General features: G+C 43.8%; 20 protein-coding genes and 3 pseudogenes. 2 read left to right on the top strand and 21 right to left on the bottom strand.

Going from position 1 to position 18,137, the window contains the following annotated elements; translation table 11 throughout:
* Positions 1-15: 15 nt before the first annotated feature.
* From spoIIIAG to GFC28_RS18310, 12 genes are all read right to left on the bottom strand, one after another.
* Positions 16-651: a stage III sporulation protein AG gene (spoIIIAG, locus tag GFC28_RS18365; protein WP_044744478.1), complete on the bottom strand. Its 636-nt coding sequence runs from the start codon at positions 649-651 to the stop codon at positions 16-18.
* On the bottom strand, positions 635-1,267 hold the full coding sequence (gene spoIIIAF, locus GFC28_RS18360) for a stage III sporulation protein AF (RefSeq protein WP_044744479.1): 633 nt from the start codon (positions 1,265-1,267) through the stop codon (positions 635-637). Before spoIIIAF ends, spoIIIAG begins: the two co-directional genes overlap by 17 nt.
* A 14-nt stretch (positions 1,268-1,281) precedes the next feature.
* Complete coding sequence (gene spoIIIAE / locus GFC28_RS18355) at positions 1,282-2,448, bottom strand: stage III sporulation protein AE (protein ID WP_044744480.1); 1,167 nt, start codon at positions 2,446-2,448, stop codon at positions 1,282-1,284.
* A gap of 16 nt (positions 2,449-2,464) precedes the next feature.
* The gene (gene spoIIIAD / locus GFC28_RS18350; RefSeq protein ID WP_066329650.1) at positions 2,465-2,848 is read right to left on the bottom strand and encodes a stage III sporulation protein AD; all 384 of its coding nucleotides are present in this window, start codon (positions 2,846-2,848) and stop codon (positions 2,465-2,467) included.
* 22 nt (positions 2,849-2,870) lie between these two features.
* Positions 2,871-3,077, bottom strand: a complete 207-nt coding sequence (gene spoIIIAC, locus GFC28_RS18345) for a stage III sporulation protein AC (RefSeq protein ID WP_044744481.1) — start codon at positions 3,075-3,077, stop codon at positions 2,871-2,873.
* 16 nt (positions 3,078-3,093) lie between these two features.
* Positions 3,094-3,606: a stage III sporulation protein SpoIIIAB gene (spoIIIAB, locus tag GFC28_RS18340; protein WP_044744482.1), complete on the bottom strand. Its 513-nt coding sequence runs from the start codon at positions 3,604-3,606 to the stop codon at positions 3,094-3,096.
* Complete coding sequence (spoIIIAA, locus tag GFC28_RS18335; RefSeq protein ID WP_044744483.1) at positions 3,603-4,526, bottom strand: stage III sporulation protein AA; 924 nt, start codon at positions 4,524-4,526, stop codon at positions 3,603-3,605. Before spoIIIAA ends, spoIIIAB begins: the two co-directional genes overlap by 4 nt.
* 33 nt (positions 4,527-4,559) lie before the next feature.
* Positions 4,560-4,841, bottom strand: coding sequence for a YqhV family protein (locus GFC28_RS18330; RefSeq protein ID WP_044744484.1), 282 nt, complete (start codon positions 4,839-4,841; stop codon positions 4,560-4,562).
* A 314-nt stretch (positions 4,842-5,155) separates the two neighbouring features.
* Positions 5,156-5,713 carry an elongation factor P gene (efp, locus tag GFC28_RS18325; RefSeq protein WP_044744485.1) on the bottom strand — a complete coding sequence of 186 codons (558 nt, stop codon included), beginning with the start codon at positions 5,711-5,713 and terminating at the stop codon, positions 5,156-5,158.
* A gap of 27 nt (positions 5,714-5,740) precedes the next feature.
* Entirely contained in the window at positions 5,741-6,802 is a 1,062-nt protein-coding gene (locus GFC28_RS18320; protein WP_044744486.1) for a M24 family metallopeptidase, read from the bottom strand.
* The gene (aroQ, locus tag GFC28_RS18315) at positions 6,790-7,248 is read right to left on the bottom strand and encodes a type II 3-dehydroquinate dehydratase (protein ID WP_044744487.1); all 459 of its coding nucleotides are present in this window, start codon (positions 7,246-7,248) and stop codon (positions 6,790-6,792) included. Before aroQ ends, GFC28_RS18320 begins: the two co-directional genes overlap by 13 nt.
* Positions 7,249-7,322: 74 nt before the next feature.
* The gene (locus GFC28_RS18310) at positions 7,323-7,832 is read right to left on the bottom strand and encodes a YqhR family membrane protein (protein ID WP_044744488.1); all 510 of its coding nucleotides are present in this window, start codon (positions 7,830-7,832) and stop codon (positions 7,323-7,325) included.
* A gap of 719 nt (positions 7,833-8,551) precedes the next feature.
* Here GFC28_RS18310 and GFC28_RS18305 point away from each other — a divergent pair.
* Together GFC28_RS18305 and GFC28_RS18300 are read left to right on the top strand one after the other, a co-directional pair.
* Complete coding sequence (locus GFC28_RS18305; RefSeq protein ID WP_063504924.1) at positions 8,552-9,493, top strand: DUF1385 domain-containing protein; 942 nt, start codon at positions 8,552-8,554, stop codon at positions 9,491-9,493.
* 22 nt (positions 9,494-9,515) lie between these two features.
* The gene (locus GFC28_RS18300; RefSeq protein WP_044744489.1) at positions 9,516-9,890 is read left to right on the top strand and encodes an SA1362 family protein; all 375 of its coding nucleotides are present in this window, start codon (positions 9,516-9,518) and stop codon (positions 9,888-9,890) included.
* 16 nt (positions 9,891-9,906) lie between these two features.
* Here the strand turns inward: GFC28_RS18300 and GFC28_RS18295 are convergent, their stop codons facing one another.
* From GFC28_RS18295 to GFC28_RS18260, 9 genes and pseudogenes are all read right to left on the bottom strand, one after another.
* A complete protein-coding gene (locus tag GFC28_RS18295; RefSeq protein ID WP_044744490.1) occupies positions 9,907-10,791 on the bottom strand; it encodes a patatin-like phospholipase family protein in 885 nt (294 codons plus the stop codon).
* Between the two features lie 96 nt (positions 10,792-10,887).
* Positions 10,888-11,316 (bottom strand): transcriptional regulator MntR, encoded by a 429-nt coding sequence (gene mntR, locus GFC28_RS18290; RefSeq protein ID WP_044744491.1) that lies wholly within the window; start codon positions 11,314-11,316, stop codon positions 10,888-10,890.
* A 94-nt stretch (positions 11,317-11,410) separates the two neighbouring features.
* Complete coding sequence (gene splB / locus GFC28_RS18285) at positions 11,411-12,436, bottom strand: spore photoproduct lyase (protein ID WP_044744492.1); 1,026 nt, start codon at positions 12,434-12,436, stop codon at positions 11,411-11,413.
* A 219-nt stretch (positions 12,437-12,655) separates the two neighbouring features.
* The gene (locus GFC28_RS18280; protein ID WP_044744493.1) at positions 12,656-14,065 is read right to left on the bottom strand and encodes a glycoside hydrolase family 18 protein; all 1,410 of its coding nucleotides are present in this window, start codon (positions 14,063-14,065) and stop codon (positions 12,656-12,658) included.
* Between the two features lie 110 nt (positions 14,066-14,175).
* A pseudogene (locus GFC28_RS18275) lies at positions 14,176-14,790 on the bottom strand (hypothetical protein); the annotation flags it as partial.
* 85 nt (positions 14,791-14,875) lie between these two features.
* Positions 14,876-15,166: an HNH endonuclease gene (locus tag GFC28_RS19905; RefSeq protein ID WP_044744495.1), complete on the bottom strand. Its 291-nt coding sequence runs from the start codon at positions 15,164-15,166 to the stop codon at positions 14,876-14,878.
* 232 nt (positions 15,167-15,398) lie between these two features.
* On the bottom strand, positions 15,399-15,536 hold the full coding sequence (locus GFC28_RS20345; RefSeq protein ID WP_442854560.1) for a hypothetical protein: 138 nt from the start codon (positions 15,534-15,536) through the stop codon (positions 15,399-15,401).
* A gap of 263 nt (positions 15,537-15,799) precedes the next feature.
* A pseudogene (locus GFC28_RS18265) lies at positions 15,800-16,966 on the bottom strand (vitamin B12-dependent ribonucleotide reductase); the annotation flags it as partial.
* A gap of 357 nt (positions 16,967-17,323) precedes the next feature.
* Positions 17,324-18,109 (bottom strand): annotated as a pseudogene (locus GFC28_RS18260) (ribonucleotide reductase N-terminal alpha domain-containing protein); the annotation flags it as partial.
* Between the last annotated feature and the right edge of the window lie 28 nt (positions 18,110-18,137).

Genomic DNA, 18,137 nt, shown 5'->3' with positions numbered 1-18,137 from the left:
TCCATCGATCCTCCCCTATTTTTTTGGCAGTACAGCAACTCGGTAGCTCGGCACATTTAGCACACGCGTTACTGCTTCTACAATCCACTGTTTCACCTGCAGATTATCCGCTCCTTTAGCTACAACAAGCACCCCGCGAATATCTGGTTTTTTCGTCGTTACGACAATCGGTGTTTCTTTATCGCCATCCTGTATAATGACGACTTGTTCATTTGATGAATAATTTTGAATTTTCCGTGTCCCGCCTTCTTTGTCTGTTTCATCCGTTGTTTGCTGCTGAGTTACTTCGTTTTTTTCTAATATTTGCATCTCTGTAGCATCCACGTTGACAACAACTTTGACATCACGCACTCCTTGGATATCTTCAAGCGCTGATTTTAGCTGCTCCTCGTAGCGTTGTTCATATTCGGCAATCACCTTAGCTTTCGTGTCCTTGTTGCGTCCAAAGGTCTCGACAGCCTGCTCATCCGTCTCCTGTTTTAAAGCGGCGACAGAGTCCGCCGGTGCCGCATCATTTTTCCAATTATGGCTCATTAGCATAAACAAAACACCGAGCAGCAGTAGCACAAAAACGTAAGAAATCGGCGTTGCCTTCTTTTCGCCAGTTCCTTTTTCTTGTGGTTCTAGCCAGCGTTTAATGAACGGAAACATCCCCCCATTCCCTCCCCTCGATTTGTACATCGATTTTTTCTTCATGTACATCCCATTTTGCTGCAAAGAACGAAGCGAGCTTTTTTGTTTGTTCGGTTTCTTCAGCTGATGGTTCAAGCGATTTCGCCGTATCAATCACGACAGGCTGAACCGCTTCGGGATCTTGCGATTTACTTACAATGACTTTAATGGTTTGAATATCATCAGGAATTTGTAATGATTCATCTTCATTTTCTTTTGTTTGTACAACAATTTGTTTGACAGTCAATCCATATTGCTTCATCAACTCCTCAGCTACTTGTTTTTTCATCTGGACAGCCGTTTGTTCTAAAATATATGCACGTTGTGAGGCTTGTATTTCTTTTTTCTTGTTTTCTAGTTCATTTTTCATCATATCTTGCTGTCCGTAGTCTTCCTCTGTAATGGCAGCGAGAAAACGATTGACATCAATCGAGAAAATATGTAAAAGAGGTGATAGCATAACAAGAAGAAGAAGCAGTCCGACCACCATTTTTACATATTTTTGAAAAGAAGAGGAAGGGAGCAGCAAGTCGATAATCGTCGCAAATAAGATGAATAGAATGATATTGGTAACCCACTCTGTAATCACATGCATCCCGTTTCCCCCTTCTACCGCACCATCATCGCGATATTTCCGGCTGTAATGATCACAGTTAAACTAAGAAAAAACATCAATGATACGATTGCTAATGCTGCAAAAACATAAGTAATGCTCTTGCTTATCACATTCAAGCACGATATAATGGCGCCGCCGCCAAGCGGCTGTAAAACCGCAGCTGAAAGCTTATAAATAAAAGCAATCACAAAAATCTTTAAAGCCGGGAAAATGACAATCATTAACAAAAGTGCTACCCCGACAATACCTACCGCGTTTTTCAATAACATAGAAGCGGTGACAACGGTATCAGCTGCATCCGTAAACATTTTTCCAACGACAGGAACAAAATTTCCCGTGACAAACTTTGTCGTTCGTAAAGCAATGCCATCGGCAACGGCCGAGGTTGTCCCTTTTACAGACATAACGCCAAGAAAAACCGTTAAAATGGCGCCGAGCGTCCCAACGGCTATCTTTGTGAGCAAATCGGCCAGTTGCGTCACTTTGTAATGCTCAGACATCGTGCTGACAATTCCTAATAGCGCTGCCAAAAATAAAAGAGGGAGCGTCACATACTGTACAACCACTCCAGTTGTATTCATTAAAAATAGAATGATAGGATGAAAAAACGCAGCAGAGATTAATCCGCCGGAAGAAGCGAGCAAGGCTAACAAAAGAGGGACCATGGCAACCATAAAATGCGTCATTGTCTGGATGGCTTCATGCGCATACTCCATCGCGAGACGAAAGCTATTTAAAGCAATAATAATGAGCACCATATAGACAACGGCATAAGCTACCTTACTAACTGCCTGCTGCTCAAAAGCCGTTTGTAGCGACTGCAAAAACATGCTAAATACGGTTAATAAAATAAGCGTACCGAGAAGTTTCCCATTCATTTGCAACTCGTACATCAGAAATTTGAGCAACGCCAGAAGCCATTCTTTCATCGACCACTCTTTTTGTCCTTGCAAAAACTGGACAAGTGATCCTTTTTGACTTTCCGGCAAAAATCCGCCATACTTTGTCACGATTTCATTCCAATATTGCTGCACTTCATCAATCCCAAGCGCTTCTATCTGCTTTTGCATAAGCGGCTGATGATCAGCGGCAGCTTGTACAATGTGCGGAATGAAAAAAAAGAAGCCGCACCAGATCAGGGATATCAACGTTTTTTTCAATCCATCACCCCCTTTGCTATGACTTAGGAATGAGCCCGATGACCGTTTCAATAATGGCGGTTAAAATCGGGATGGCCATCGCCAAAATTAAAATTTTTCCCCCCAGCTCAATTTTGGAAGCAATCGCCCCTTGACCGGCATCTTTCGAAATTTGCGCTGCAAATTCGGCAATATAAGCAATACCAATAATTTTTAAAATCGTTTCAAAATAAATCATATTAATCTTTGTATCAGAGACCATTTTTTGAAGCATATGAATAATATGGCTAATTTGATCAATCAAAAACAGAAAAATCACACAACCAACAAACACGGTCAACAAAAACGCCACACTGGATTTTTGCTCCTTAAGCAAAATGGCTAAAAACGTTGCAATCAGCCCGATCCCTACAATTTGCAGTATTTGAATGGCTCTTCCCCTCCTAGCTTTGAAACAAAAATACGTCCTTAATTTTTTGAAATAAATCGCTAACAATGGAGGCCACCATAAATAAAATGTAAATGAAGCCGAGCAGCGTCACCCATTGGGCATATTCCTTTTTCCCCATCTGTTCCAGCACGGTATGCAAAAACGCAACAACGATGCCAACTCCAGCAATTTTAAAAATGATATCGACATCAATTCCCATAGCTGCTTCCTCCTAATTAGATCAATAAAATAATAATGAGCAATCCTGTGAGCAAACCTAAGCTTTTAGCCATTTTTTCATAACGCGCTTTTTTCTCTAGCGCATCTTGTTCTTCTCTTTCAAGGTGGACGATTGCTAGAGCGATCTGCTTTTGCTGAGCCATTCGATCATACTGCCCTAATGTTTCGCCAAATTGCTTCATCACTTCAAACTCCCCATGTTTGAGCGCCGTAGCGCCCCAGATGCTTTGCAAGCTTTCCTGCCATGCTTCTTTTACGCTCGTTTCCCCCGTTTGGAGCGTTTCCGCAAATTGCTGGAAAAAACGCGAGAGAGGCAGAGGCAGCTGGTTCGCCAAATGCAAGGCAGCTTCTGATAGCGGTGTATGCCCATACATAATCTCTGCTTCGAGTGCCTGCAATGCGGTTTTTAATTGCCGCAATTGCCGCGGACGCTCGCTGAGTCTGTTGGCTGTTTCAAATCCTGTCCATGTTGTCGCCAGTAAAATAAGAAGAGCGCCAATCCATTTCATCTTCTTACCACCGCCTCATAGAGCACCGTTCCATTTTGATCTGTGATGCGGCGAACGGTTCCTGGTCCCCGTTCGTTTGTTAATTCGATAAATCGATCAAATACACGCTGTTCAATCATTGCACGCAATGTTGGCCGTAAAGCGACATCACTCCAATTTTTTCCATGAACTGTTGTCCAAACACAAACTCCCGCATGAACAGCTTCTAATAAGGCTTCACTATCCTCTATACGGCCAATTTCATCGACAATTAACACCTCCGGGCTCATCGAACGAATCATCATCATCATTCCTTCGGCCTTAGGACAAGCATCTAATACATCAATGCGGTGACCTAAATCAAATTGAGGAATGCCTTTCACACATCCGGCAATTTCTGAACGTTCATCCACAATTCCGACCTTTTTTGGAGGAATTTTCTTCATCGGTACGCCAGTGCTGACCATTCGTGCGATATCGCGGAGCAGTGTCGTTTTGCCTGTTTGCGGAGAGCCAATAATCATCGTGCTACACCAACGACCATCGTATACATATGGAATCAGCGGCTCAGCAATTCCAACTTTTTGTCTGGCTATGCGAATATTAAAGGAGGTAACATGTCGAATCGCTTTCACATTTCCTCCATCTGTAATCACTTTCCCTGCTAGTCCTACACGATGGCCGCCTTGAATCGTGATAAATCCTCTTTTCAGCTCTTCCTCCATCGCATAAATGGAATAGTGGCTAATTTTATTCAGAAGATGTGTGCCATCTTCAGCAGTCACTTCGTACGGCAGAAAATGAACCATCCCCTTCATCGTTACCTCAAGCGGTTTCTGAATTCTGATCCGAATTTCTTCGAGTTCCTCTTTCCAAGAAGGAGGCAGCTTCAAAAGAGCGGAGCTGATTGTTTTTGGCAGAATTTCGATAATCTCATTCATCTTTCCCCCTCCTTTTCCATAAGTGCACACCCCTTATTTATAGATGCCAACTAAAATCAAACCAACACCAAGGGCAATCCAAAATAATTTAGAAAATGAAAGCTCGTCCGCTACGGAAAGAAGGCCAATGGTCATCGTTACTATAAAAATAATCGGGCCGACAATGGCAAGCATCGCATTGACGGCAACCGCTTTTTTTACGTCATTGAGACAAAGCATGATGATCGCAGCAGTCAGTTCAATTGTCGCCGACAAAAAACGCATTCCAGCCATGGAAAGCACCGTTGAATCGATCATGGACAACCATCGCTTCATGGGTTCCTCCTCATAAATAAAATGATTAGTACAAACGTATGCAACACCCATTCATTTCAGAAGCAATTTTTTGCATAAAAAAACTCCTTGCTAAAAAGCAAGGAATCAGGTGGTTGACAAAAAACGCTTTCATCCCGTGTCACTGTCCGCATTCGTCCGCTCATGAACTTCTTTATTCCCATTTCCTCTGCATTTGGATTCGTTGCTTCCCTGTTGAGCGTTTTTAAGCAGGCCTAATGCGGAAAAGTGCCTACAAATAAAAATGATGGTAGGCAAACGCTAAGTTAGCTTTGCCTACCATCCCTATCATTCGCTTAAGCGCGGGAAACATAAGTTCCGTCTGTTGTATTGATAATGAGCACATCTCCTTCATTTACAAAGAACGGCACTTGAACAACAAGCCCTGTTTCTAATGTAGCTGGTTTAGAACCGCCAGAAGCCGTATCACCTTTAATGCCCGGCTCTGTTTCCACCACTTTCAACTCTACTGTATTTGGAAGCTCTACACCGATCGTTTCGCCTTGATACATCATAATAAAGACTTCCATGTTTTCTTTTAGAAATTTCAACTCATACTCGATTTGCTGTGAGGAAAGCTCAATTTGCTCATACGTTTCTGTATCCATAAACACGTGCTGATCGCCGTTTGCATATAAGTATTGCATTTTGCGATTGTCAATTTGCGCACGGTTGACTTTTTCACCGGCGCGGAACGTTTTTTCTTGAATAGCACCTGTGCGAAGGTTGCGAAGCTTGGAACGAACAAATGCAGCTCCCTTTCCTGGTTTTACGTGCTGGAATTCAATGACGCGCCAAATATCGCCATCTACTTCAATCGTTAATCCTGTACGAAAATCGTTCACTGAAATCATTGACGAATGTCCTCCCACTTACAAGTATTATAAAATGATCAACTCTTTTGGTGAGCGAGTCAGCGGATTATTACCATCCGCGGTGACAACCGTATCATCCTCAATACGCACACCGCCAAGCCCTGCTATGTAAATTCCTGGTTCGACCGTCACCACCATGCCCGGCTCCAATCTTACATCAGAACGAACCGATAGTGTCGGCCCTTCGTGAATCTCCAGGCCGATTCCATGACCGGTGGAATGCCCGAAATGCTCGCCATATCCTTGTTCCGAAATATAATCACGGGTCAGCGCATCTGCTTCTTTTCCAGTCATGCCCGGCTTAATTCCTTCCATGCCGCGCAGCTGTGCTTTTAATACAATATCATAAATCTTTTTTAGCTCATCGCTGACTTCACCAACCGCGACGGTTCGGGTGATATCCGAACAGTAGCCGTGGTAATAAGCACCAAAATCGAGCGTGACGAATTCCCCTTTTTCAATGATTTTGTCAGTTGCCACTCCGTGCGGTAATGCTGACCGATAGCCAGATGCAACGATAATATCAAACGAAGACGAAATAGCGCCCTGCTTGCGCATAAAAAATTCTAATTCATGAGCAACCTCGATTTCCCGTACCCCGGGGCGAATAAACGGAAGGATATGGTCGAACGCTGCATCAGCAATCTCCGCTGCTTCCTTTAATATCTTAATCTCTGAATCCGACTTAATCAAGCGTAACTTTTCAACTAAGCCGGAAACAGGGACAAGCACCACTTCCGCCTCTCTTTCATAGGCTTGAAAAGTGGCATAGGATAGATGATCCTGTTCAAAACCGAGCTTTTTAATTTGAAGGCGGGCCGCCTGTTTAGCTACTTCCTCGATGATGGAACCAGCATGCTGAACAATCTCGTATCCTTTAATTTGCTTGGCAGCTTGTTCAGCATAACGAAAGTCCGTAATAAATACCGCTTCTGTTTTGCTGATCACCGCTACGCCGGCCGTTCCGGTAAAGCCTGTCATATAGCGGCGATTATAGCTGTTTGTAATCAACATTCCATCAATGCCATACTCAGCAAAACAAGCACGTAGTTTTTCTAGTTTTTCCATGCTCTCTCCCCTTCCCCTAATTTGTCCAATAGCGCTAAAATGGCTAAGCGATATCCGGTCACGCCAAGACCCACAATTTGTCCGATCACTACCGGTGCAATGACCGACTCATGGCGGAACGGCTCGCGGGCATGGATGTTGGAAATATGTACTTCAATGACCGGGACATTAACACTGGCAATGGCATCACGAATGGCATAACTATAATGAGTAAATGCGCCTGCATTTAAAATCACACCATCATACACACCATCGGCAGCGTGAATTTGCTCGATGATGTCTCCTTCGTGATTGCTCTGAACACATACCAGTTCTGTTTCCCGTTCGGATGCAAACAAGATTAACTGCTGCTCTAAGTCATGCAAAGTTCCGCTTCCGTAAACATGAGGCTCTCGTTTGCCAAGCAAATTTAAGTTTGGACCATTAATTAAAAGAAGACGTGCCATTTCCGCAACCCCTTTTAAGCCAAATCGCCAAAATGTTTAAACAATCATATTTTAGCATAAAAAGGGTTGGGCCACTACTCATTTCTTACCTGTGTTTGCGTATACTCGCTTTCTTGATGTTCAAACGAAATGGAGTAACCGATGAACAGACCATACAAAATATACAAACAGATGGTTGTAATCACCGTATTCCGTTCAAGCTCAGAGACAGAACGCAATCCCGGAATCAGCGGATTCAGCACATAAAACACCACAATCCATAACGCCACACCATATCCGATGCCTGCCCACATGCTTTTTATTTTACGCAACAGCACATAATAAAGTAGAGCCACTAATATAGATAATAAACCGATGAGGAAAATGGCAAGATAATTTCCCGTCTTTCCATATTTCCAATCACCAACATTCCATGGAAGCAGAAGCATATTAGGACTTAATTCCGTAAAATGAAAAAAGCTAGCCAAATATCCCAGCAGACTCCAAAATATACCGCCGACAAATCCAGTAATCATCGCTTTCATTAACAGCGACATCGGTTGTTCACGCTGATTTTGTTCAAGTGATTGCCCATTGTTCTTCATGAATGCTTGACACCTCCTTTTTGTTAGTATGGCCCTTCATCGGCAAATTCATGACTATATATCACAAGTGTTGATTGTCCATTATTTTCGTACAGAATCATATGGCCACACATAAGCGGTCAGCATGTCCAGTCGACAAGCAAGTGGCTCGTACAACCAAGAACCGGGCAATATTAGTTGGATCATCAACATACCTGACTATATAAATGTAACTTGGCCTCTTAACACTTGCAGCGATAGGAAGTTGGGGACATTTTTCGACGGTTGGGCACTCCACCGCGCTTTGGCATAACGAAGATCCGTCACCGCCTTGCATTCAGTCGTTGAAAAAATGGGACTCTGCTTTGGAATGGGCTATCGGTTCAACCTTTTAGCTGTATCTATTATAGATGCAACTTAAGACTTGAACATTTATCAGAACAATGGAGCCGAGTGGCCGAACAGCGCCGCTTCCTCGATCCATAGATGATTCGGCTGTTCGAATTCTTACCACATGCTCACGTGACAAAAAGCTCCTCCAAAACTTCTCCGACCGTCGGTGTTCCATAGAGACCATTCGCAACAAGTTGCATTTATATCCATATAAATTAAAAAAAACTCGTTTGGCGTGTCTATCCATTTTTATTTTTGGAAATGATAATCATAGCATCGACCTAGAGGTTTCTCGCTATTTCTTGTAGAATAGAATATAAATAACGAAATAGGTTGGTGTCGACACGATGGAGAAAATGATCAAACCGATATATGGCGGGCAAGCCGTGGTAGAGGGCGTGATGTTTGCAGGAAGAAAGCATTCTGTAACCGCGATTCGCCGAAAGGATCAGACAATCGAATATTTTCATATGCTTCGCCAAACAAATCCAACATTATCATTTTTAAAAAGGATTCCTTTGATTCGAGGAATTGTCGCTATTTTAGAAGCGAGCGCAAACGGTGCCAAGCATTTTCAGTTTGCTAGTGAACGCTACGATTTAGACCCAAAAGATGACGACACGCTGAATGAGCCAAAAAAAGAAGAAGCGAAGCTGTCTTTGATTCTCAGCGTAGCAGTCATTGGCGTCTTATCATTTCTGTTCGGGAAATTTTTATTCACCATTATTCCGGTGTTTTTAGCGAATTTTACAAAACCTCTTTTTCCGACGAAAACAGCGCAGGTGTTGGTGGAAGGAGCGTTTAAACTACTGCTGTTGCTTGCTTATATTTACGCTGTTTCTCTGACGCCGTTAATTAAGCGTGTATTCCAATACCACGGAGCGGAGCATAAGGTGATCAACGCCTTTGAAAATAACGTTCCGCTTACAATCGAAAATGTTCAGCGGCAATCGCGCCTGCATTATCGGTGCGGCAGCAGCTTTATTCTATTTACTGTTATTGTCGGTGTCTTTGTCTACTTGGCTGTTCCGACAGATCCGCTTTGGTTGAGAATTGTTAACCGTATTGCCTTAATTCCGGTCGTGCTGGGGATCTCTTTCGAAGTCCTGCAGTTTACTAACCGGTTAAGAAGCATTCCCGTACTGCGCTGGCTCGGCTATCCGGGCTTATGGCTGCAGCTGCTGACAACAAAAGAACCGAGCGACGAGCAAGTGGAAGTGGCGATTGCTTCATTTCAGGAGCTCCTTCGGCTAGAAGAAGGACAGGAGGCAACCAAAGCCGTTCGGTAATTATCAGGGAGGTGGATGCGGAATGTTCCGTCGCACATTTCATCCATTGATTGGGATTGTTCTATTATTAGGAGCCTTCGGCTTGGCATTTACACTATTTTCCGAGCCAGTGATACTGCTCCGCCGCATCATCTTTATCGGTCTTACGATCGCCATTATATATGTGCTTTTTCGTTGGATTTCCCAGCGGCGTTTCAATAAAGAAAATGCCGCCTATTTAAGAGCGGTCAACCAATCGAAAAAGCTTCATGTGAACCGGGACCGAAGACCTTCAGCAAAAGCATTGTCCTATTCAAAGAAAGGAACACACCACCGCTTACCGAAAAAACGAACATCATCCCACTTAACAGTCATCGAAGGAAAAAAGGGAAAGAAGAAGAATCGAGCTTTGTTTTAGCTCGATTCTTCTTTTTTTAGTATGTCCATTTTTTTAAAAAAAGCTCTGTTTTGCGTCTGCCATAACCGATTAAATGGTCTCTTTCCTCACCAGTCATTGAAAATTCTGTAGATAATACATTACGAACAGGAATAAAAATAATGTTTTTTTCGTGACGCCGCGAGATGTAGCGAGCATCATGCGCCTCCTTCATGGCACTGAATAGCGCTTCATACAGTTCAATCGCATTGCGAACTTGCTTTTTTGGCCGCTTATCAAGCCGAGCGCTAAGCTGAACGCCAAGAACAGGCCGCTTTTTCACCTTCTTTTCTTCATCAAAAATAAACAAAGGAAAATTGCTAAGCACTCCCCCATCGACAACCACGAATTTCCCGGCATCCGTCTGGAGCTTAACAGGCTCAAAAAAATAAGGAATGCTGACACTCATGCGCACCGCTTTTGCTACTGAAAACGTATCAGGATCAATTCCATATTGCGGCAAATCAGTCGGCAGCACCAAAATACGTCCGCTCGTTACATCGGATGCCACAATATACAAACGGTCTTTTGGCAAATCGCCGAACGTTCGAATTCCCTTGGCTGCCAGTACCTCCTCCATCCATTCCTCCAGCACCTGTCCCTTATATAATCCCATTTTCCAATATAAAAACACCCACTTCATTAATGAAAATGGAAGAACTTCCTTGCGCTTATCCAGCAGCTGCTTTAAATCCAAATGATCAATCAACTCAATCATTTGCTGGCTTGTATAGCCTGCTGCAATGAGCGCTGCAATCATTGAACCTGCGCTCGTGCCGGCGATTCGCTTTAATTGGAGCCCTTTTGCCTCGATCGCTTCATAGGCGCCCACCAGCGCGAATCCCTTTACTCCTCCCCCCGAAAGCACGATGTCAATCTCCATGCTGCCAGCCCCTCTCTGCGACGATTCGTATCTTATATATGTATAAGAGCGGAGGAAGAGATTTAGTATCAAAAATAAAAAAGAGTAAGAAAATCCTTACTCTGCCTGTTGTTCATTTTGTTTTTGAATATTGCGGAGCGCTTGAAGACGCACTGGATCTTCTTGGAAGTATTGAACGAGATCCCCAATACGATCAATAGCGTTCCAGCTCAAATGATGTTCAATTCCCTCTACATCCTGATAAATGTTCCCTTCATCTACGCCAATGATGCGCATAAATTGTTCAAGCAGTTCATGACGATATACAAGCCGTTGGCCGATTTTTTTCCCTTTAGCGGTTAAAACAAGGCCACGGTATTTTTCATATACTAAATATTCATCTTTATCAAGTTTTTGCACCATTTTTGTAACAGAGGAGGGATGAACGGACAATGCCTCGGCAATATCCGATACTCTCGCGTATCCTTTTTCTTCAATTAAATTATAAATTTGCTCGATATAGTCCTCCATGCTTGGTGTCGGCATCATAATTCCCTCCCATACGTACCCATACTCATCCAAAAATCACAATCAGTATTATTATACCATGCTATAGTGAAATGACAAGGAAAAGAGCGAATCACGTAAAATATTGAATTTCTGCCTCAGGGAAAAATTGTGCAATATAATACTCGAATGTTTCTTTCAGCTGCTTGGCCTCTGAATCTGGATATACATATTTGCCAATGCCGTAGCGCCCCCATTTGTATTTTCGCTTGCTTTCATCCAAATCCAGCTTTGTTTTTGGATAACGCTTTTGAATCAGAGCCTTTGCCGGTTTCGTAAAGCGATGCTGGATTAATTCAAACGAAAGATGAGGTGTCTCGACTCCTGCAAGCTGTTCAGACAAACGTTGGAACAATTCTAAATAGCCTTCCCTCCATCCATCATGTCGATAAATCGGAGCAACAATAAAACCGAGCGGATAACCGGCGCGAGCCACTTTTCGCGCCGCTTTCATCCTTGCTTCAAATGATGATGTTCCCGGTTCGAAATGACGAATGACATAGCGCGAATTCACACTAAAACGAAAGGTGGTTTTCCCATTATGCTTCGCATCAAGCAGATGATCGACGTGCTCATATTTCGTGACAAAGCGAAGCCGTCCGTATTCCGTCGCTCCAATAAATTCGATCGCTTTTTTTAATGAATGAGTTAAGTGATCAATGCCGACAATATCGGACGTACAAGCGGCCTCAAAACGGGTAATTTCCGGTGCGCGCTCATCGATGTACTTTTTCGCTTGGGAAAAAATTTCATCGAGATTGACGTATACACGGATATAAGGCTTGCTTCCGAGCGTCGTTTGCAAATAACAATAATGGCAATGCCCCATACACCCTGTCGCAAGAGGAATGGCGTATTCTGCCGACGGCTTGGACGTATCAAACTTTAATGTGCGCCTAATGCCGACAACGAGCGTTGATTTCGCGTTTCGGTACCGCTGCAACTCCGTTTCCCCCGGAATGCCGCGCACTTGGTTATGCGACGTTGTCTCGCGTATTTCAATATCCATACTTTTGAATTTTTCATATAACTCTTTGCCTAAAGAATATTGCAGCGCCTCTGGTTCAAAATAAACGAGCCGCGGAATAAATGGTTCCATAGCTGAGGTACGCCTCCTTGTTTTGTTCATACTTATGGTTAGTATGAACCAACAAAACAGCGATGTTGCTTGGGATTTTTTTGTTTAATCAAGCTCCCAGCGAAACCAGCGGCCATGCCATCGGTTTCAGCGACAGCAGGCGCATATTTCCTGCCGTCAATAACAAAACGAAAAGGTGCGTGCCGTCGGAATCTTCCTTCTTTACACGCACCATTTTTATTATCGCTTACGAATGTGAAAATTGTCTTCTAATAGCGCCCAGTTTTCTGGAAAAGGATAACCAAGAACCCAATAGCTGATTCCTCTTAGCTGATACTCTTTCACTAGTTCAAACTTCGCTTGAGCGCTGCGAGCATTCTCAAACCAAACTTCACGTGTTCTTCCTTGACTGTCGACATAGCGATAAAACGGTGACTGGGCTGTATAATCATACTGAATCACCGCACCATAACGAATCGCGCGTTCCACTGCTTCTTGCGGACTGAATGTCTCCGCTTCTTGTCCTTGTACATGAGGAAGAACCCAATCCCGCGCATAAATTTGAAACCCCATAAAAATTTTATTCCGCGGAATGACACTAACGGCATAATCAAGCACCCTTCTAATTTGATGAACCGGGGAAATAGCCTGCGGCGGCCCAAGCCTGTATCCCCATTCATACGTCATTAACACGACAAAGTCGACAATTCTTCCATGCGCTGGGTAATCATGTGCCTCATATAAGATTCCTTGTTGTTCTCCACTTACTTTAGGAGCAAGGGAAGTAGAAACAAAGTAGCCCTCACGATGAAGTCTCTCGACAGCGTTTTGCAAAAATTGGTTATACCGTTCACGATCAGATGGATAGACATTTTCAAAATCGATATTCACTCCACGGTAGCCTTTTTCGTGCATCGTACGAACTATATGATCAAGCAGCCGGTTTTGTAATTGCGGATTGGAAAGGATCGTCTGCGCCAATCGTGAGCCTGGGTCTGTATACGTAAAATTCGTGATCGCCATCATCGGAACAACGTTTTCCGACCTTGCCGCTTCAATAATGGCAGCATCATTAGGCGGATTAAGCCCGCCATCGGCTCTCATCGTATAAGCAAATGGAGAGGCGTATGTTAAATAACGCCCTACCTCTCGGACTTGTTGCGCTCCTTTTTCTCCTCCATCAATCGTAAAAGCGTTCACTTCAATAGTTGGTTTAGGATGAGGAATCATCAATGCCATGCCAGCGACAATCCTATTCGGATCAGCAATCTGATTAGCTCGCGCGATGTCTGGCACAGTCGTTCCATAACGAGCAGCGATCTGTGATAGCGTCTCTCCTCGCTGTACGATGTGAGTTCTTGGCGGAATCAGAAGGACTGTTCCCGAATAAAGAACAGACGGATTGCTGATGCGATTAGCTTGAATAATAGACTCAAGCGAAACGCCGTATTGTCTAGCAATAGCCCATAATGTTTCTCCTGTACGAACCGTATGATAGCGGTATAAAGATGGAACGACGAGCTCCTGTCCGATCGCAAGACGGTTAGCATCTTTCAGCTGATTAGCTGTAATAATCGCCTCGACCGATACTCCGTAACGCTGAGAAATCGTCCAGAGCGCTTCCCCCCTCTGTACAACATGGATCAGCATCGTTCTCCCCCTTAGTTATTCATTATGCCTCATACTACTATATTTGCTCTTTCATCGTTTTATGAATAAAAAACTGGCTCCACGATTGATTGGAGCCAGTTTTTTATTGCTTACAGACCACATTTCAGTTGTGCGCCGCAGCTTGTGCATGTGTTGCAGCCGCCGATTTCTTCAACCGTTCCTTCACGGCATACCGGACAAATGTTGCCGACTTCCGAACCGATCGTCACATCGGTCGTGCGCAAATCTTGGATCGTATCAATTAATACAATCGCCCGTTTTGTTTCTTTTTCTTCTTCTGGAATTAATTCAAGCTGTTCTTCAAATGTGTTTTCTTCTGCTTTCAACGTCAATACTTGCGCATCTCGGCTGCCGTCAACATAGACGGTACCGCCCTTCGCGCCGCCGCGCCATAAACGCTCGTACACTTTTTGTACCTGTTCAACTGTATAGCCTCGCGGCGCATTGACCGTTTTCGAAAGGCTGGAGTCAACCCAGCGCTGGATGATGCATTGCACATCCGCGTGCGCCTCTGGCGATAAATCCATTGCCGTTACAAACCAGTGAGGCAGGTTGTTTGGATCTGCCTCTGGATGGCTGTCCAAATATTCTTGTACAATATCGGCCTTCACTTCAATAAACTTGCCGAGACGGCCGCTTCGGTAATAAGAGAAGGAAAAGTAAGGCTCTAATCCTGTTGAAACGCCGACCATGGTTCCGGTACTCACTTGTGTTACTTCTATCTATACAACATTGGACAGAAGGCAGGTAAGATTGCTACCTGCTCCATATGTCGCCATATGGGTCAGACTATATCTTCAACCAAAATTCTTTTGAATGTCTCTTGCGATGACAAGGGTGTTCACATAGAGTTATTAAATTTGACAAGTCATTTGCTCTTTTCCAGTCGCCGTTGAAGGCTCTGAAAGGTATAATGTGATGAACTGAGAGTTCTTGTCCGTATTCTGCTTCTGTTATTCCGCAATCTTGACAAGTAAAATTATCTCGTTCTCTAGCCTTTCTACGCTGAATTCTCCAATTGGGCCCGTAATATTCTATATCTCCACCTGCCCAAGTGCCGCTATTTTCTCCGGAAAACATTCCACTCTTTCCATAATAATCCCCCATACATTTTATAGAACAAAAATTTAAGTTCCTAACAACAGAAGGCTTTTTTTCAAATTTTGTTCCGCAGTTATTACATACGACAATAACTCTTTTTGAATTTAGATACTTCCTTCTACAATGTCTATCACAAAAGTTGTTTTCTCTAATTTCAGAAGGTTTGCGGATGATTCCTTTCCCGCAGAATGAGCAATTAACGAGTCTTTTCTTACTCATTTCTTTCCAAAACGATGGGGGGTTTTTTAAAATATTCAGCTTTACAAGACCGAGAACAGAACTTTTTTCTCTCACCTTGGCTTGGTTTTACATAAATTTGTCCATCGCAATTTAGACATTTCTTTTTCACAGGAACACCTCTTTTTTAATATTCCCATAAGATTATTATACAACGAACTTGTGTTCCTGTTAAGAATTTTGGTTGCTCGGCGTATAGTCGTTGAGGGGTCAGCCACGACTTCCCTGCGGATTGTCTGGTAGGATTCATCCAACACTCTTGCATTTTTACCTCTTTGTGTGCTGGCAAGGCACAGGTAGCAAGAGATACGCCAGAGTTCCCCGCATACAGCCGAGTTTTCACTGTATTTTTACAAATACAGGGGGCAACTATTTACCCGTCGGAGCCACCGTTAGCAAATGCGAATTGCGAATGCCATATTTTAAAATGTCTTCGCGAATATCATCCGGCATTTTTTTCATATAGCCGGTATTAATAAACGCTTCGCGCAGCTTCATCGTTTCTTCTTCCGTCTCGCCAACCAAGAACGGGAAGCTGCCTTTTTCTTTCGCCAGTTCAATCGAAGCGCGATATGCCGTCGTCGCGATCGTTTTGAATACCTCATCAACAAGTTGGTTACCTTCTTCGGAGCCGTATTCCTTTTCGCAGTAAATGAGCAAATCGGCCAATCCCATTACGCCAAGGCCGACGCGGCGTTCACCAAGGGCTTGCTTTTTATTTTCTTCAAGGAAATATGGTGTTGCATCAATGACATTATCTTGCATTCTTACGCCAATTTCTACCGTTTGTTTCAGTTTGTCATAGTTAACCGTTTTTGTTTCTTTATCGACCATATTCGCCAAGTTGATAGCTGCCAAGTTGCAGACAGAATATGGTGCAAGTGGCTGCTCACCACATGGATTCGTCGCTACGACTTTTTGGCCGTACGCTCTTGCGTTTGTCATGTCATTGGCATTGTCGATAAAGAAAATACCTGGTTCCGCAGAGTATGTAGCGCAAATGTTAATCAGCTTCCACAACTCGCGGGCACGGATTTTGCGATAGACACGGATGCGATACCCCATCTTTTCCCATTCACGTACATCGCCAACTTCATGCCACTTTTCGTTGTAAATGCGCATTTCTTCTTCTGAATATGTCTCAACATCTGGAAAGCGCAATTCATATTCTTGATCGTTCTCAACCGCTTGCATAAACTCTTTTGTTAAGCAAATAGAAATGTTTGCTCCTGTTAGAAAATCTGGATTATGCACGGTGTAAGTGCCGCCCGTCCGCAGCTTTTCTTCCGCTTCTTTAATAATCTTTTCGGAAAATCCGCCATATCCCGGCATATTTTTGTAGTTCACAATTCCTTGGTACATCGCACGCTCTTGCTCGGTAAGCGGAGTGAATTTCAGTTTTTCTTTCGCCGCTTTTTGAATGCCCTCATCTTCTGTATTTTCTAGTAAATAACGCAGAATGCGCGGATTTTGCATCTTCGAAATGATAAACTCAATCACATCCGGATGCCAGTCTGCCAGCATAATCATTTGTGCGCCTCGCTCTTTGTTACTCGCTCGATCGGAGCGGGCTAGGCCATTTCTGCCTAGCTCTCTAGCTTTCACTAGAGGTCGGACTCTATCATCAAAGAGAACGTATCTCCTTGTCTCGCGCTCTAAACGAGCGTTGCCGCCCGCTTAGTCTACTCCCTCCTTAACGCTAAGTGTCTTAGGAGGTTTCGATCGTCTCTGAACCTTCATCTCCGTTTCCAGAGAAGCTTGGCTGCTGATAGCCCATTGTTTCATCCAACTTGTTTTTCAACCGTCACGCTTGCCGTTGCCAGCTACGTTGTGGTCAAGTTGGCTTTAGGGCGTCCCAGCAATTCACGAGATTTTACTCCCGCCGGTGGCGCTTGGTTAACGGGAGCCTCCTTGCTCAACAAGGTGGGTAAGCTTGGCAATATCATCAAGCCATGAGACCGATCCGGATGATTTTCCGTTTACGCCGCGGGCCAGCGCATTTCTTGGACGAAGTGTCGAACCGTTTGTACCGACACCGCCACCGCGGCTCATAATTTCCATTACCTGCTTGCGATGCTCGGAAATCCCCTCGCGCGAATCTTTAACAAACGGCATGACATAGCAGTTAAAGTAGGTTACTTCTGTTCCCGACCCAGCACCGTATAATACGCGTCCTGCCGGAATAAAATTGAGGCTGGACAATTCTTGATAAAACTTGTTAAACCATTCCTTCCGCTTTTCTTCTGTTGCTTCCACAGCTGCAAGCCCTGTTGCATTTCGCTTGGCAATTTGCTCATAAAAAATTTCAAGCGGCTTGTCAATCGTATCTAACGAGCGAACGACAATTCCCGTTTCTGCTTCCTCACCATCTAGCACGCCGCGATAGTCTTCTTCAACCAGCACCTTCGCTTTTTTCGTTTCCCAATCCATATCGACAATAAAGCCAAGTCCACGCGCTGGAAACTTCGGATCCTCTTTGACCGTCAATACAACAAAATCGCCCACGCTCATCGTTAGCTTTTCCGTGTCCTTAAATGAGTAGCGGTCCAGCATCACTAAACGGGACACGCCTTTATGCGTAATGTTCATATCTTCTGTAATTGGGTGCACTTGCGGAAAAAGGCGAATATCCTCATTCAGCTTTTCAATATTAATGCCCATTTTTTTCGAAGACGCAACCGTCATTCTCCAATCTCTCCTCTTCTTTCTAATT

This window comes from Anoxybacillus sp. B2M1 (assembly GCF_001634265.1).
Classification (GTDB): Bacteria; Bacillota; Bacilli; order Bacillales; family Anoxybacillaceae; genus Anoxybacteroides; species Anoxybacteroides rupiense.
Note: the sequence above shows the minus strand (reverse complement) of the source record. Positions and strands in the feature narration are given on the sequence as shown.

Coding starts and splice junctions, on each gene's coding strand:
- spoIIIAG (WP_044744478.1), bottom strand. CDS start 651: ATGTTTCCGTTCATTAAACGCTGGCTAGAACCACAAGAAAAAGGAACT.
- spoIIIAF (WP_044744479.1), bottom strand. CDS start 1,267: ATGCATGTGATTACAGAGTGGGTTACCAATATCATTCTATTCATCTTA.
- spoIIIAC (WP_044744481.1), bottom strand. CDS start 3,077: ATGGGAATTGATGTCGATATCATTTTTAAAATTGCTGGAGTTGGCATC.
- spoIIIAB (WP_044744482.1), bottom strand. CDS start 3,606: ATGAAATGGATTGGCGCTCTTCTTATTTTACTGGCGACAACATGGACA.
- spoIIIAA (WP_044744483.1), bottom strand. CDS start 4,526: ATGAATGAGATTATCGAAATTCTGCCAAAAACAATCAGCTCCGCTCTT.
- GFC28_RS18330 (WP_044744484.1), bottom strand. CDS start 4,841: ATGAAGCGATGGTTGTCCATGATCGATTCAACGGTGCTTTCCATGGCT.
- efp (WP_044744485.1), bottom strand. CDS start 5,713: ATGATTTCAGTGAACGATTTTCGTACAGGATTAACGATTGAAGTAGAT.
- GFC28_RS18320 (WP_044744486.1), bottom strand. CDS start 6,802: ATGGAAAAACTAGAAAAACTACGTGCTTGTTTTGCTGAGTATGGCATT.
- aroQ (WP_044744487.1), bottom strand. CDS start 7,248: ATGGCACGTCTTCTTTTAATTAATGGTCCAAACTTAAATTTGCTTGGC.
- GFC28_RS18310 (WP_044744488.1), bottom strand. CDS start 7,832: ATGAAGAACAATGGGCAATCACTTGAACAAAATCAGCGTGAACAACCG.
- GFC28_RS18305 (WP_063504924.1), top strand. CDS start 8,552: ATGGAGAAAATGATCAAACCGATATATGGCGGGCAAGCCGTGGTAGAG.
- GFC28_RS18300 (WP_044744489.1), top strand. CDS start 9,516: ATGTTCCGTCGCACATTTCATCCATTGATTGGGATTGTTCTATTATTA.
- GFC28_RS18295 (WP_044744490.1), bottom strand. CDS start 10,791: ATGGAGATTGACATCGTGCTTTCGGGGGGAGGAGTAAAGGGATTCGCG.
- mntR (WP_044744491.1), bottom strand. CDS start 11,316: ATGCCGACACCAAGCATGGAGGACTATATCGAGCAAATTTATAATTTA.
- splB (WP_044744492.1), bottom strand. CDS start 12,436: ATGGAACCATTTATTCCGCGGCTCGTTTATTTTGAACCAGAGGCGCTG.
- GFC28_RS18280 (WP_044744493.1), bottom strand. CDS start 14,065: ATGCTGATCCATGTTGTACAGAGGGGGGAAGCGCTCTGGACGATTTCT.
- GFC28_RS19905 (WP_044744495.1), bottom strand. CDS start 15,166: ATGTTTTCCGGAGAAAATAGCGGCACTTGGGCAGGTGGAGATATAGAA.